This window comes from Cellulomonas sp. ICMP 17802 (genome assembly GCF_041295535.1).
In the GTDB taxonomy this organism is placed as follows: domain Bacteria; phylum Actinomycetota; class Actinomycetes; order Actinomycetales; family Cellulomonadaceae; genus Cellulomonas.
Map to the genome: position 1 here is coordinate 430,626 of NZ_JBGFQZ010000001.1, position 13,604 is coordinate 444,229.

A 13,604-nucleotide genomic window follows, 5' to 3' on the forward strand; every position below is an offset into this window, starting at 1 on the left:
CGGATCCGACAGCGCGCTGGGTCGCTCAGTCCGCGCTCGCGGGCGGCGCCGTGCTGTCCCGGACCACCAGGTCGACCAGGATCCGGTGCTGCTGGGGCTCGGGCGCCTCGCCGGCGCGGAACCGGGCGATCGACGAGGTCAGAGCCGCCGCGGCCGCCTTGCCCTTGGCGGCGAAGTCCTGGCGGATCGTGGTCAGCGTGGGCCGCAGCCGTCGGGCCAGCGGCGAGTCGTCGAAGCCGACCACCGAGACGTCCTGCGGCACCCGTAGCCCGAGCTCCTCGGCGGCGTGCACCACGGCCGCCGCCATGAGGTCCGAGAAGCACAGCACCGCGGTCGGCCGGTCGGGGCCCGCGAGCAGCCGGCGCGCGCCCTCGGAGACGTACGGCTCCGCGTTGTCGTGCACCTCCATGACGACCGGCGTGACCCCCGCCCGGTCGAGCGGCTCCATCCAGCCGATCTGCCGCTCGCGGGCCACGAACCCCGAACCCGCGCTCGCCGGGTCGGGCGCGAACCCCGGAGGCACCGCGACGTTCATGGTGAGGATGCCGATGCGGCGGTGCCCGAGGTCGAGCAGGTGCTGAGCGCCCAGTCGGGCGCCGTGCTGCTCGTCGAGCAGCACGCTGGCGGCGCCGTCGACCGGCTCGCCGTCGACGAACACCAGCGGGAGCCGCCGTTTCACCAGCCAGCCGACCGCGGGGTAGTCGGCGGCGCACCCGTAGACCAGCGCACCGTCCATCGGGATGTCGCGCGCGGGGATCGTCCCCTCCGACCCCGTCGACGGCAGCAGGACGACGGCCAGGCCGGTGGGCGCCAGCTCCTCGGCGACCGCCCCGAAGAACGCGGCGGCGATCGGGTCCCGGAACGCCGCGCCGACCGACTCCGTGAGCAGCACGCCGACCGCGCCGGTGGTGCCGCGGGCCAGCGCCCGGGCCGAGGGGTCCGGCCCGACGTACCCGAGGTCGGCGGCCGCCGCCAGGATCGTGCGGCGCATCTCGGCCGACAGCTGGTCGGGGCGGGAGAACGCGTTGGAGACCGTCATCCGGCTCACGCCGACCTTGTCGGCGATCGTCTGCAGGGTCACCCGCGACATGACGCCACCCTGTTCCGCTCCATGCGGGACAGGGTAGGTCGCCGGGGCGGATCCCGGAGGCGAGACGGTCATCGTGCCGGGTGACCCACCTCGGGGGAGGTGGGAGCGACCGCGTCGGCCAGGTGGTGCAGGGCCTCCGCCAGCGTGCGGCGGGTGCGTGGTGCCCGGGGCCGTCGCGGGCGGCGCTCCGGTTCCGGCACCTCGGGCGCCCAGGGTCGGGCGCTGTCGGCCTCGTGCTGCGCGACGTGCACGCCGAGCAGCAGTCCGAGCTGCGAGCTGTCCATCGACATCAGGGTCTCCTGTCGGTCCGTAGTTCTCTGTACCGATAAAGTAACCCTCGACACTGTACCGGTCAAGAGACTTCCGGAACTGGATGGCTGGTGAGGTGCGCGGGCCGGGCCGACCGCCTCCGGGACGGGCACAGCGTGGAAAAGGTGAGGGGTCCGGGACGGGCGCAGCGTGGACGGGCCGACGGTGTCCGGAACGAGCGGAGTGGACGGGTCGCCGGTGCGCGAGCGCGCTGAGGGCGTGAGAGCGGGCTCCGGTCGAGTGGCGAAGGCAGGTGTTTCACCGTGCGCCGCGTGCGCCTGCTCGCGTCAGCGGCGTGCGGCCCCGGCGGTGTCCGGCACCAGGCCGGCGGCCGTCACGGCCTCGATCAGGTCGGCGGCCATCAGCACGGTCAGCCCGGCCGGCGGCGTCGCCCCGTCGAGCGCGCCGGCGGGCACGATCGCGCGCGTGAACCCGAGCCGGGCAGCCTCGGCGAGACGTCGCCCGACGCCGGACACGGTCCGGATCTCGCCGGCCAGCCCGATCTCGCCGATGGCGACCAGGCCGCGCGGCAGCGGCACGTTCTCGCGTGAGCTGAGCGCCGCCAGGGCCAGCGCGAGGTCGGCGCCGGGCTCCGCGACACGGGCGCCACCGATGGTCGAGACGTAGACGTCCTGGTCGGCCAGCCGCGCGCCCAGCCGGCGCTGCAGCACCGCGAGGACCATCGCGAGCCGGCTGCTGTCGACGCCGCTGGTGGTCCGGCGGGGGTTGGGCACGGCGCTGGGCGCCACGAGGGACTGCACCTCGGTGACCAGCGGCCGACGACCCTCGAGCGTCACGGTCAGGCAGGTGCCCGGCACGGCGTGCAGAGCCTGCGACACGAAGAGCCCGCTGGGGTCGGGCAGCCCGACGATGCCCGACTCCGACAGGTCGAAGCAGCCGACCTCGTCCGTGGGGCCGTACCGGTTCTTGGTCGCCCGCAGCATGCGCAGGCGCGAGTGCCGCTCGCCCTCGAACTGGCAGACGACGTCCACCAGGTGCTCGAGCGTCCGCGGGCCGGCCACCGACCCGTCCTTGGTCACGTGCCCGATGAGCACCACCGGCATGTCCCGGGCCTTCGCCGCCTGGATGACGGCCGTGGCCACCTCGCGCACCTGCGACACGCCACCCGCCGTGCCCTCGACCTGCGCCGACGCGATGGTCTGGATCGAGTCGAGCACCAGCAGGTCCGGCTCGACCAGCTCGATGTGCCCCAGCACGGCGCCCAGGTCGGTCTCCGCCGTGAGCAGCAGCTGCGGGTCAAGCGCGTGGATGCGGCCGGCACGCAGGCGCACCTGGGCCGCCGACTCCTCGCCGGTGATGTAGAGAACCCGGCGCCCGGTCCGGGCCGCGCGCGCCGCGACGTCGAGCAGCAGGGTCGACTTGCCGACGCCCGGCTCGCCCGCCAGGAGCACCACAGCGCCGGGGACGATGCCGCCGCCCAGCACCCGGTCGAGCTCGTCGACCCCCGTGGGCCGCGACTGCGCCGACTCGACGTCGATCTGGTCGATGGGACGGGCAGGGGACCGCGCCGGCGAGGTGGCGACGGTCCGGGGTGCCCCGCCGCCGGGACCCGTGTCCTCGACCACCGACCCCCACGCCTGGCACTCGCCGCAGCGGCCGACCCACTTGCTCGCGGTCCAACCGCACTCGGCGCAGCGGAAGGCAGGGCGGGCGCTGCGGTCGGGGCGCTTGGCGGAGGTCGACGTCACGCGCTGCACGCTAACCGGAGGGTCCGACACCGGCGGGGACCTTGCACGCCACTGAACGCGTGTTTAATATAGTGAACGTGCGTTCAGACGACCTCACCGCCCGCGCCCGCATCCGCGACGCCGCAGTCGCGCGCTTCGGGCGGGACGGGTTCCAGGCCTCGGTCCGCACCGTCGCCGAGGACGCGGGCGTGAGCGCGGGCCTGGTCATCCACCACTTCGGCTCCAAGGACGCGCTCCGCGCCGAGTGCGATGAGCACGTGCTGGCGGTCGTCCGCGAGGAGAAGTCGTCGGCGATGGCGGAGAAATCGCCCGCCGAGACCATCGGGATGCTCGCGCGCGTGCAGGAGTACGCGCCGCTGTTCGCCTACATCGTCCGGAGCCTCATGGACGGCGGCGTGGTCGCGGCGCACTTCGTCGACGGGCTCATGGACGACGCCGCGGACTACCTGGAGGCGGGCGAGGCGGCCGGCACCGTCCGCCCGTCGCGGGACCCGCGCGGGCGGGCGCGGCAGGTGGTCGCCGCCCAGGTCGGGCTGATCGTGCTGGCCCAGCTGGACGCCGCGGCGGGCCGGGGCGTCGCGCCGACCGAGGACCCGGCCAAGGCCATCGACGAGCTCACGACCCGCACCATGCTCGCCGGCCTGGAGCTCTACACGCACGGGCTGTTCACCGACAGCGCCTACCTCGACGCCTACCTCGAGTACAAGGAGAAGTCATGACCGAGGACGCCATCGCCGTCAGCGGGCTCGTGAAGTCGTTCGGCGCCAAGCGCGCGCTGGACGGGTTCGACCTGACCGTCCGCAGGGGGGAGGTGCACGGCTTCCTGGGCCCCAACGGCGCCGGCAAGTCGACCACCATCCGCGTGCTGCTCGGTCTGCTCAAGGCCGATGCCGGCGACGTCCGGCTGCTGGGCGGCGACCCGTGGCGCGACGCCGTCGCCCTGCACCACCGGCTCGCGTACGTGCCCGGCGAGGTCAACCTCTGGCCCAACCTGTCCGGCGGCGAGTCGATCGACGTGCTCGGCCGGCTGCGCGGCGGCGTGGACCCCAAGCGTCGCGACAGCCTGATCGAGCGGTTCGAGCTGGACCCGCGGATCAAGGGCCGCGCGTACTCCAAGGGAAACCGGCAGAAGGTCGCGCTGGTCGCGGCGCTGGCGGCGGACGTCGAGCTGCTGCTCATGGACGAGCCCACCAGCGGCCTGGACCCGCTCATGGAGGCGGTGTTCCAGCAGGTGGTGCACGAGGCCGCCGCGGACGGTCGGACCGTGCTGCTGTCCAGCCACATCCTGGCCGAGGTCGAGGCCCTGTGCCGACGGGTGACGATCATCCGGCAGGGTCGGGCGGTGCAGAGCGGATCGCTCGACGAGCTCCGCAGCCTGACCCGCACGACCGTGACGGCGGGCCTGCGCGACGCCGACGCCGCCCACCGGGCGCTCGCGGGGATCGCGGGCGTGCAGCACGTGGAGCGCGCCGACGGCCACCTCACGGTCGACGTCGACACCGCGTCGCTCAACGACGTCCTCGCGCGGCTCACCGCGTTCGGCGTGCAGTCCCTCACCGCCCACCCGCCGACGCTCGAGGACCTGTTCCTGCGGGAGTACACCGACGAGCTGGCCACGCTGGGCGTCGGAGGAGCAGCGGGTGCGGGCGTGCCGGAGGGTTCGCGATGACCGTCGTCGCCGACCGGCGCCAGGACAGCGTCGGCGAGCTGGCCGGCACCCGCCACCTCGTGCGCGTCGCGCTGCGGCTCGACCGCTGGCGCACCGCGATCTGGGCCGTCGCGGTGGCCGGGTTGACGCAGGTCTCGGTGAGCTCCCTGTCGCAGGTCTACTCCTCGCCCGAGGCCCTGGCGGGTCGCGCGCAGCTCATCTCCTCGCCCGCGGCGACCGCCCTGGCGGGGCCCGGGTACGGGCTCGACAACTACACGATCGGCGCGATGACCGCGAACGAGCTCGGGCTCTGGATCATGATCCCGGTCGCGATCCTGGCGCTGCTCACCGTCACCCGGCACCTGCGGGCGCAGGAGGAGGACGGGCGGCTCGAGCTGGTGCGGTCGGCCCCGGTCGGCCGCGACGCCCCGGTGGTCGCGGGGCTCGTCGCCGCCGTCGTCGCGACGCTCGCCGTCGGGGGGCTCACGTTCCTGGCCCTGCTGTCGACCGATCTCGACCCGGTCGGGTCGCTCGCGCTCACCGGCGGCATCGTCATGGTCGGCCTCGTGTTCGCCGGGGTCTCCGCGGTCGCGTCGCAGCTCACGGCGCACGCCCGCGCGGCCACGTCGCTCGGCATGGCCGTGCTCGGCGTCGCGTTCCTGCTGCGGGCCGTCGGTGACGTGCGCGGTCCGCAGAGCACCAGCGTGCTGACCTGGCTGTCGCCGTTCGGCTGGGCGCAGGCCACCCGCGCGTACGTCGACGAGCGGTTCTGGCCGCTCGCGATCGGCGTCGTGGTCGCCGGCGCGCTCGTCGCGGTCGCCTTCCGGCTCGTGGGTCGCCGCGACCTGGGGACCGGGCTCGTCGCCGAGCGGCTCGGCCGCCCGCGGGCGTCGGCGCGCCTCACCGGCATGGTCGCGCTGACGCTGCGCCGACAGGCCGGCTCGATCCTGGCGTGGGGCGTCGCCATCGTCGTGATGGGTGCCTTCATCGGCCTGCTGGCGGGCGAGCTGGTGAACTTCATCGCCGACGAGCCGCAGCTGGCGCAGATCTTCCCGACCGGCCCGAACGGTGCCGCCGCGTCCGCGTTCGCCCTCTACGTCGTGTTCCTCGCCGTCATGGCCGGCGCCTACGCGGCGACAGGCGTCGGTGCGGCGCGGTCGGAAGAGGTGGCCGTGCGGGGCGCGATCGTGCTGGCCGGACCCGTGTCCCGGGCCCGCTGGCTCGGCTCGCAGGTGGGCGTCGCAGGCGTGGCCGCGGTCGTGATGATGCTGGTCACGGGCCTGCTCATGGGCGTGATGGCCGCCGTCTCACTGGGGGACCAGTCCTTCGTCGGTCGGCTCGTCGGTGCGGCCGCGGTCACTCTGCCCGCCGTCGGGATCATTCTGGGCGTCGCGGTCGTGGTGATGGCGGTCGCCCCGCGGGCCTTCGGCGTGGTGTGGGCCTACGTCACCTACGTCGGCGTGGTCGGCCTGTTCGGACCCCTGCTGCCCGACGGCTCCGACGTCCTGTCGCCGTTCACGTACACGCCCCAGCTCCCCGCCGAGGCGATGGACTGGCCCCCGGTCCTCGCGCTGTCCGTGGTGGCGGTCGCCTTGATCGGAGGTGGTCTGGCGGCATTCCGGCGTCGTGACGTCCTGGGGTGAGATTGCGTCGGTAGGCTGCGGGGCGTCCGACGAGGGTTCGGGCGACGCGATGCAAGGGGAGCCCCCGATGAGCGACACCGGCCGTCCCGGCCCCGAGCGGCCCAGCGGTCCGCCGACGCCGCCGCCGATCTCGAACTGGCAGGTCCAGCGCCCGACGCCGCCGACCACGCCCGTGCCCGCGCCGCCGTTCGGTGCGGCCACCCCGGCCGCCCCGGAGCGGGCGACCGCCCCGGCCGCCCCGGAGGCGTTCCCGCCGCCGACCGCCGACCGCCAGCCGCCGACCCCGCGCGCGTCGGGACGCCCCCGCTGGCTGGTCCCCGTGATCATCGGCGTGGTCGTGCTGGTGGCCGCGGCGATCGTCCTCGCGATCGTGCTGAGCTCGAAGGGCGACGCGACCGAGACCCCTCCGCCGGCCGTCGCGTCGACCGTGCTGCTGCCGTCCCCGACGCCGACGATCGCCCCGGCCGCCCGGCCCGCGACCACGGCCTTCGCGAGCGCCATGCCGACCACGGTGCTCCAGTACGCGCTCGCCACGTCGGCCGCCGACGCGGAGTGGCAGGCCGCCGGCGCGATCGAGGCGTATACCGAGACCTTCGCCGACGGGGGCAGCGGGACTGCGACGGTCCGCTCCGGCCAGTGGGAGACGCCGGAGGAGGCCACCGCGTTCGCCGCCTCGCTCGTCGCCGGCCTGCCCGCGGCGCCCGCGGCGTCGGCGTCGCCCGACGGGCCGGCGCTGCCGCAGAGCGGCGACGTCAACGCGGGCGGCGCGAAGGCCGGCACGTACTCGATCGTCGACGCCGGCGACGGCACCGGGGTCGCGGTCTGGACCAACGGCACGGCGGTCTTCCAGGCGACGGTCCCGGTGGCGGACGTCGTCGACTTCTACAACGCGTTCCCGCTCTGACGCGCGACCATGCCCTGAGTGCCGCGGGGGCCACCCGAGGCGGCACTCAGGGCATGGTCGACAGTCGCCGGCCGGCGGACCGGTCGGTCAGTCCTCCGCGATGATCGAGAGCACGTTGCCGCCCGGGTCCGTGAACCAGGCGATCAGCGGGCCGCCCTTGCGGAACACGAAGTCGTCGTCGGTCTCGCCGGGCGTGCCCGCGTACTTCTCGAACTGCACCCCCCGCTCGCGCAGCTCCGCGACCGTGCCCGGCACGTCTGCGACCGGGAAGTTGAGCACCGTGTAGGTGGCGGGCGTGTGGGCCGGGCCCTTCGGGTACACGAGCACGTCCCGACCGCCCTCGAAGTGCAGGGTCAGCATCCCGTTCGCCTCGGAGACGTCGATGCCGAGCACCTCCCCGTAGAACGCCTTCGCGGCCGGGATGTCGTCGGTCGAGTACCCGCTGAACGCCTTGCTGAGGTACGCCATCACCACTCCTCGAGATCTCGTCGGGCAATCGCACCAGGTTCCTCCGCCGGGGGGCAGACGGCCACCGGACGTCCGCACGATCGAGCGCCGGGGCGACCGGATCTGCGGACGCTGGGACCTCCGCCGCGAGACGTCCGCAGGAACGAGCGCCGGGGCGACCGGATGTGCGGACGTCCGGTCAAGGGGGCCCGGGCTACAGGCGGGCCGGGGTCCGGGGTGCCGGCGGGGCGGGGGTCGGCGCGGGCGTCTCGGCGGCCGGGAGGGTGACCGTGAACGTGGTGCCAGGGCCGCTGTCGACCGTGATGGTGCCTCCGTGCGCGGTGACCACGGCGTGCACGATGGCCAGGCCGAGGCCGGTGGACCCGGTGGCGCTGTTGCGGGACGCGTCGCCGCGGGTGAACCGCTGGAACAGGCTCTCGCGCAGCGCGGGCGGGATGCCGGGTCCGTCGTCGGCGACCTGCACGACGACGGACGGGCCGGCGCGGCGGACCCGGACCGTCACGGTGGTGTCCGCGGGGGTGTGCAGGCGGGCGTTCGACAGCAGGTTGGCCATCACCTGGCGCAGCCGGTGGTCGTCGCCGACCACGAGGACGTCCGCGTCCGAGTCGTTCTCGGGCTCGGGCAGGTCGAGCTGCCAGTCGTGGTCGGGGCCGGCGGCGTGCGCGTCGGTGACGGCGTCGATCGCGAGCACGGTGAGGTCCACGGGTTCGGACGCCAGCGGGCGCCCGGCGTCGAGCCGCGCGAGCAGCAGCATGTCCTCCAGCAGGGCGGTCATCCGCTGCGACTCCGACTCCACGCGGGCCATGGCCTGCAGCGCGCCGACGGGCATCTCCTCGGGCGACCGGCGCACCAGCTCCGCGTATCCGCGGATCGACGCGAGCGGCGTGCGCAGCTCGTGGCTGGCGTCGGCCACGAACTGGCGCACCTGCGACTCGGACTCGTGCCGCGAGGCGAGCGCCTGCTCGACGTGCCCGAGCAGCTGGTTGAGCGCCGCGCCCACCTGGCCGACCTCGGTGGCGGGGTCGGTGTCCCGCGCGGGCACGCGGTCCGCGAGCACGACCTCGCCGCGGTCCAGCGGCAGCCGGGCCACGCGGTTGGCGGTGCCGACGACCCGGTCCAGCGGCCGCAGCTCGCGGCGCACGAGCACGACGGCGACGGCCGCGGCGGCGAGCAGGGCGAGCGCGGCGACCACCAGCTCGACCACGACGAACGTGGTGACCGTGCTGGTCACGGTGGCTGTCGGGAGTGCCGTGACGTTCGTCGTGCCGTCGCCGCTGACGCTCGCGACGGCCCGGAAGGCGCCGAGCCCCGTGACGTCCACCGAGACCGGGTGGCCGTCGGTGGGCACGGCGAGCAGCTGGGTGATCTGGGCCTCGGTCAGCGCGGTGGGCGTGCCGTCGTCGGCGATGTACCCGGCCTGGAAGAGGGTCAGGTCGGCGGGGTCGACCCCGGCCGGCTGCTCGACGTTGACGGTGCCCGCGTCCTGCCCCGGCCGGAAGTTGCCCGTGCCGTTCGCGGGGGGTGTGAAGGTCGCGTCGGGGCCGCCCGCCTGCCCGCCCTGGCGCGTGAAGTCGGCCGCGCGCGCGTTGGCGGCGCTCAGCTTCTCGTCGAGCTGCGTGAGCAGGGAGCTCTGCAGCGCGAGCGTCGACAGCGTGCCCATGGCGCCCGCGACGACGGCGACGAGCGCGACGACGACCACGACGAGGCGTCGGCGCAGCGTCCACCGCGGACGGGTGCCCATACCCCCAGCCAACCTCAGGTCGAGGGCTTCAGCACGTAGCCGACTCCACGGAGGGTGTGCAGCATCGGCGTGCGGCCCTTGTCGATCTTGCGCCGCAGGTAGGAGACGTACAGCTCGACGATGTTGGCCTGGCCGCCGAAGTCGTACTGCCAGACGCGGTCGAGGATCTGGGCCTTGGACAGCACGCGCTTGGGGTTGCGCATGAAGTAGCGCAGGAGCTCGAACTCGGTCGCGGTGAGGCGGATGTCGTCGCCGCCGCGGGACACCTCGTGGCTGTCCTCGTCCATCCGCAGGTCGCCGACGACGAGCACCGCCTCCTCGCGGGACGACACCGCACCGGTGCGGCGCAGCAGGGCGCGCAGGCGGGCGACGACCTCCTCGAGGCTGAACGGCTTGGTCACGTAGTCGTCGCCACCGGCGGTGAGGCCCGCGATCCGGTCCTCGACCGCGTCCTTGGCGGTGAGGAACAGCACGGGGACGTTCGGGCGCGTGGCGCGGACGCGGCGCAGCACGTCGATGCCGGACAGGTCCGGGAGCATGACGTCCAGCACGATGACGTCGGGGTCCAGCGCCTTGGCGGCGCGGACGGCGGCGTGACCGCTCAGCGCGTGGTCGACCTGCCAGCCCTCGTAGCGGAGGGCGGTGGAGAGCAGCTCGGCAAGGGTGGGCTCGTCGTCGACCACGAGCGCACGGACAGGGGAGCCGTCGGCACGGGACAGGGAGTCCGGCCGGCGGAGGGTGGTCGTCGTCATGTCCCCAGGTTCGGACCGGTTCCTGGCGTACGCCTGAACCGAACCTGTGAAAAGGCTGAGTGCCCGGTCAGTCGAGCGGGTGCGGTCGCTCGGTGCCCAGCATGGCGGCCGCGAGGATCGCCTCGATGGCGAACTGCGTGGCGGCCGGCAGGTCCACGCGGTCGTCGAGCAGCCACTGCACCTGCAGGCCGTCCATGACCCCGATGATCGAGCTGGCGGCGCACGCGGCCACGTCCTCGGGCACGCTCCCACCGCCGACCTCGACGATCGCGGCCTGGATCTCGCCGCGCAGGATGGTGAAGCGGTCGGTGACCCACCCGCGGGCCGGGTGGTTCTCCGTGACGGACTCGCCCGTGAGCACGGAGTAGCCCTGCACGATGCCGGGCCGGTCGACGTTCATCCGCGCTGTGCGGATGAGGTGGCGGAACAGCTCCATGCCGTCGGGGATGTGCTGGCCCTCGAGGTCCCGGACGTCCTCCTTGTCGCGGTACTCCAGCACCTCGACCAGCAGCTGCTCCTTGGAGCCGAAGTGGTGCAGCACGCCGGCGTGCGTGATGCCGACCTGCTCGGCCACCTCGGTCAGCGACCCGTTCTTGTACCCCTTGGACCCGAACGTGTTCGCAGCCGCCCGCAGGATCTCCGCGCGGCGCTCGGCGGTGGCCTGGCGGGGCTGCCGCGCGCGGCGCTTCGGCGCGGCGGCAGGGGGAACGGCGGCGTCCATGACTGAAACCATACTGTGACTATCGCACTTACTGACAGGTCAGTAAGTTGTGCTTTCATTCTCGGCAGAAGACAACGACGTCCGATCGGAGCACCGCCCCGTGTCACTCGACACGGCCACCCAGCCGCCCACGGCTGAACGGCCCACCACCCAGCTCAGCGAGCTGCTGGCAGCCCTGACTCTCGAGGAGAAGGTCCGCCTCGTCGTCGGCGCCGGTCTGTGGTCCACGACCGCCGTCCCGCGCATCGGCCTGCGGGCGATGCACGTCTCCGACGGCCCCGCCGGGGTGCGCGGCGTCTCCGAGTCCGCCGACGAGACGTCCGCGTCCTTCCCGGCCCCCAGCGCGCTCGCCGCGACGTGGGACGTGGACCTGGCCGACGAGGTGGGCCACGTGTTCGCGGCCGAGGCCCGCCGGCACGGCGTCGACGTCGTGCTGGCCCCGCAGGTGAACCTGCAGCGCACGCCCGTGGGTGGCCGGCACTTCGAGTGCTACTCCGAGGACCCGGTGCTCACCGGCGCGATCGCCGTGCACGTGGTGCGCTCCGCGCAGGACCGCGGCGTGGGCATGTGCGTCAAGCACTTCGTGGCCAACGACTCCGAGACCCAGCGCACCAGCTACCTGGCGCGCGTGGACGAGCGAACGCTCCGCGAGGTGTACCTCGCGCCGTTCGAGCAGCTGGTGCACGACGCGCAGGCGTGGTCGGTGATGAGCGCGTACTCCGGCATCGACGACGGCACGACGGCCGCGACCGCCGCCGAGCACCGCCCGCTGCTCACCGGCGTGCTCAAGGAGGAGTGGGGCTTCGACGGCGTCGTCATGAGCGACTGGGTGGCCACCAAGTCCGTGGTCGGCGCCGCCGAGGGCGGGCTCGACCTGCAGATGCCCGGGCCTGACGGCCCGTGGGGCGACGGCCTGCTCGACGCGGTCCGTGCGGGCGACGTCAGCGAGGCGCTGCTGGACGCCAAGGTGCTCCGCCTGCTGCGGCTGGCACAGCGTGTCGGTGCCCTCGAGGGCGTCGAGCCGTCGGGCGCGCACCGCGACCGGGTGGCCGACGTGGACGCCCGCGAGGTGCTGCGCCGGCTGGTGTCCCGGTCGATGGTGGTGCTCCGCGACCACGACCACGCGCTGCCCGTGGCGCCCGACGACGTCACCCGGATCGCCCTGCTCGGGCCCAACGCCGTACACCCGTTCGTGCAGGGCGGCGGGTCGGCGTTCGTCCGTCCGGACCACCTGTCGACGCCCGAGGCCGCGCTGCGCGAGGCGTTCGGCGAGGTCGAGGTCGACGTCCACCCCGGCGCCGTGTCCCGGCTGCTGCCGCCCGCGCTCGACCTGGCCGGCCGCTGCACCACGCCCGAGGGCCACGCCGGCGCGCTGGGCGAGCTGCTCGACGCCGACGGCGCCGTGCTGGCCGGCGCCGACGTCACCGCGTGGCACGGCTGGCTGCGGGAGGTCCCGGGCCTGGCGGCGGCGCTGCGCATCCGCACCACCGTCCGGCTCGACGAGCCCGGCCGGCACGAGGTCGGCGTCGGGACGGTCGGCAAGCACGCGATCACGGTCGGCGGACAGCTGCTGTCGACCAGCGACCACGTGGTCGGCGCCGAGGTCATCCTCGACTCGAGCGTGAACCAGCCGGTGCCCGCGACGCTCGTGATCGACGTGACGGAGCCGACGACGGTCGAGATCGACGCGGTCGTGCAGGCGGTCCACCCGGTGGGCTACGCCAGCTTCGCCCGCGCCGAGCTGGTGCACCGGATCCCCGGCACCTCGCCGGACGAGCTGCTCGCGGTCGCCGTCGAGGCCGCGGCCGCCGCCGACCTCGCTGTCGTCGTCGTCGGCACCAACGAGGAGATCGAGTCCGAGGGCTACGACCGGACCAGCCTCGCGCTGCCCGGCACGCAGGACCAGCTGGTCAAGGCCGCGCTCGCCGCGAACCCCCGCACGATCGTCGTCGTCAACGCCGGTGCCCCTGTGCTGCTGCCGTGGCTCGACGAGGTGCCGTGCGTCGTGTGGGCCTGGCTCGGCGGGCAGGAGTGGCCCGAGGCGCTCGCGGACGTGCTCACCGGCGTGACCGAGCCGACCGGCCGGCTCCCGTGGACGCTGCCAGCGCACGAGTCGGACGTGCCGGTGCCGGACGCGATCCCCGTCGACGGGGTCGTCGACTACCACGAGGGCGTCCACGTGGGGTACCGCTCGTGGCTCCGGCTCGGCCGGACCCCGGCCGCGGCCTTCGGCCACGGGCTCGGCTGGACCAGCTGGGAGTACGAGGCCGTCACGTGCGCCGTCGACCCGGACGGGTCCGTCGTCCTGGACGTCACCGTCCGGAACACCGGCGCCCGCGACGGCCACGAGGTGGTCCAGGTCTACGTCGAGCCGCCCGAGGACGCCCCTGATCGTCCCGTCCGCTGGCTCGGCGGGTTCAGCGTCGTGCACGCCTCCGCCGGCGCGCACGCGAACGTCCAGGTCCGGGTGGACGCGCGAGCGTTCCGGACCTGGGACTCGGCACAGCCCGGCTGGGTCACCCCCGCCGGTACCTACCCGATCCGCGTAGGCCGGTCCTCGGTCGACCTGCGCCTCACGGTCGACGTGGCCCTCCCCAGGACCGCGCCGGCGTAGTCAGC

Annotated in this window: 12 protein-coding genes; 5 read left to right on the top strand and 7 right to left on the bottom strand. The window is 74.3% G+C overall.

All coding sequences use genetic code 11. The features are described from left to right. Nucleotides 1–25 precede the first annotated feature (25 nt). From AB5970_RS02175 to radA, 3 genes are all read right to left on the bottom strand, one after another. The gene (locus AB5970_RS02175) at nucleotides 26–1,090 is read right to left on the bottom strand and encodes a LacI family DNA-binding transcriptional regulator (protein WP_370502252.1); all 1,065 of its coding nucleotides are present in this window, start codon (nucleotides 1,088–1,090) and stop codon (nucleotides 26–28) included. A 68-nt stretch (nucleotides 1,091–1,158) separates the two neighbouring features. After that, nucleotides 1,159–1,374, bottom strand: coding sequence for a hypothetical protein (locus AB5970_RS02180; RefSeq protein WP_370502253.1), 216 nt, complete (start codon nucleotides 1,372–1,374; stop codon nucleotides 1,159–1,161). Nucleotides 1,375–1,686: 312 nt separating this feature from the next. Continuing rightward, the gene (radA, locus tag AB5970_RS02185) at nucleotides 1,687–3,108 is read right to left on the bottom strand and encodes a DNA repair protein RadA (protein ID WP_370502254.1); all 1,422 of its coding nucleotides are present in this window, start codon (nucleotides 3,106–3,108) and stop codon (nucleotides 1,687–1,689) included. A 77-nt stretch (nucleotides 3,109–3,185) separates the two neighbouring features. Between radA and AB5970_RS02190 the strand changes: the two genes are divergently transcribed. From AB5970_RS02190 to AB5970_RS02205, 4 genes are all read left to right on the top strand, one after another. Continuing rightward, nucleotides 3,186–3,827, top strand: a complete 642-nt coding sequence (locus tag AB5970_RS02190; protein WP_370502255.1) for a TetR/AcrR family transcriptional regulator — start codon at nucleotides 3,186–3,188, stop codon at nucleotides 3,825–3,827. Next, a complete protein-coding gene (locus AB5970_RS02195; RefSeq protein ID WP_370502256.1) occupies nucleotides 3,824–4,777 on the top strand; it encodes an ABC transporter ATP-binding protein in 954 nt (317 codons plus the stop codon). Before AB5970_RS02190 ends, AB5970_RS02195 begins: the two co-directional genes overlap by 4 nt. After that, complete coding sequence (locus tag AB5970_RS02200) at nucleotides 4,774–6,399, top strand: ABC transporter permease (RefSeq protein ID WP_370502257.1); 1,626 nt, start codon at nucleotides 4,774–4,776, stop codon at nucleotides 6,397–6,399. Before AB5970_RS02195 ends, AB5970_RS02200 begins: the two co-directional genes overlap by 4 nt. Nucleotides 6,400–6,466: 67 nt before the next feature. After that, nucleotides 6,467–7,303 (top strand): hypothetical protein, encoded by an 837-nt coding sequence (locus AB5970_RS02205; RefSeq protein ID WP_370502258.1) that lies wholly within the window; start codon nucleotides 6,467–6,469, stop codon nucleotides 7,301–7,303. A gap of 87 nt (nucleotides 7,304–7,390) precedes the next feature. Here AB5970_RS02205 and AB5970_RS02210 read toward each other — a convergent pair whose 3' ends face one another. The 4 genes from AB5970_RS02210 to AB5970_RS02225 form a co-directional block, all read right to left on the bottom strand. Then, complete coding sequence (locus AB5970_RS02210) at nucleotides 7,391–7,771, bottom strand: VOC family protein (protein ID WP_370502259.1); 381 nt, start codon at nucleotides 7,769–7,771, stop codon at nucleotides 7,391–7,393. A gap of 193 nt (nucleotides 7,772–7,964) precedes the next feature. Beyond that, nucleotides 7,965–9,512 carry a sensor histidine kinase gene (locus AB5970_RS02215; RefSeq protein ID WP_370502260.1) on the bottom strand — a complete coding sequence of 516 codons (1,548 nt, stop codon included), beginning with the start codon at nucleotides 9,510–9,512 and terminating at the stop codon, nucleotides 7,965–7,967. A gap of 14 nt (nucleotides 9,513–9,526) precedes the next feature. Then, nucleotides 9,527–10,264: a response regulator transcription factor gene (locus AB5970_RS02220; protein ID WP_370502261.1), complete on the bottom strand. Its 738-nt coding sequence runs from the start codon at nucleotides 10,262–10,264 to the stop codon at nucleotides 9,527–9,529. A 67-nt stretch (nucleotides 10,265–10,331) separates the two neighbouring features. Next, complete coding sequence (locus AB5970_RS02225; protein WP_370502262.1) at nucleotides 10,332–10,985, bottom strand: TetR/AcrR family transcriptional regulator; 654 nt, start codon at nucleotides 10,983–10,985, stop codon at nucleotides 10,332–10,334. Between the two features lie 100 nt (nucleotides 10,986–11,085). On the opposite strand from AB5970_RS02225, the gene AB5970_RS02230 reads away from it, so the two are divergent. Further along, the gene (locus AB5970_RS02230) at nucleotides 11,086–13,599 is read left to right on the top strand and encodes a beta-glucosidase family protein (protein ID WP_370502263.1); all 2,514 of its coding nucleotides are present in this window, start codon (nucleotides 11,086–11,088) and stop codon (nucleotides 13,597–13,599) included. Nucleotides 13,600–13,604 lie beyond the last annotated feature (5 nt).

Excerpts from the sequence above, each read along its gene's own strand:
- AB5970_RS02205 (WP_370502258.1), top strand. The coding sequence starts at position 6,467 with ATGAGCGACACCGGCCGTCCCGGCCCCGAGCGGCCCAGCGGTCCGCCG.
- AB5970_RS02210 (WP_370502259.1), bottom strand. The coding sequence starts at position 7,771 with ATGGCGTACCTCAGCAAGGCGTTCAGCGGGTACTCGACCGACGACATC.
- AB5970_RS02215 (WP_370502260.1), bottom strand. The coding sequence starts at position 9,512 with ATGGGCACCCGTCCGCGGTGGACGCTGCGCCGACGCCTCGTCGTGGTC.
- AB5970_RS02200 (WP_370502257.1), top strand. The coding sequence starts at position 4,774 with ATGACCGTCGTCGCCGACCGGCGCCAGGACAGCGTCGGCGAGCTGGCC.
- AB5970_RS02195 (WP_370502256.1), top strand. The coding sequence starts at position 3,824 with ATGACCGAGGACGCCATCGCCGTCAGCGGGCTCGTGAAGTCGTTCGGC.
- AB5970_RS02220 (WP_370502261.1), bottom strand. The coding sequence starts at position 10,264 with ATGACGACGACCACCCTCCGCCGGCCGGACTCCCTGTCCCGTGCCGAC.
- AB5970_RS02225 (WP_370502262.1), bottom strand. The coding sequence starts at position 10,985 with ATGGACGCCGCCGTTCCCCCTGCCGCCGCGCCGAAGCGCCGCGCGCGG.
- AB5970_RS02180 (WP_370502253.1), bottom strand. The coding sequence starts at position 1,374 with ATGGACAGCTCGCAGCTCGGACTGCTGCTCGGCGTGCACGTCGCGCAG.
- AB5970_RS02175 (WP_370502252.1), bottom strand. The coding sequence starts at position 1,090 with ATGTCGCGGGTGACCCTGCAGACGATCGCCGACAAGGTCGGCGTGAGC.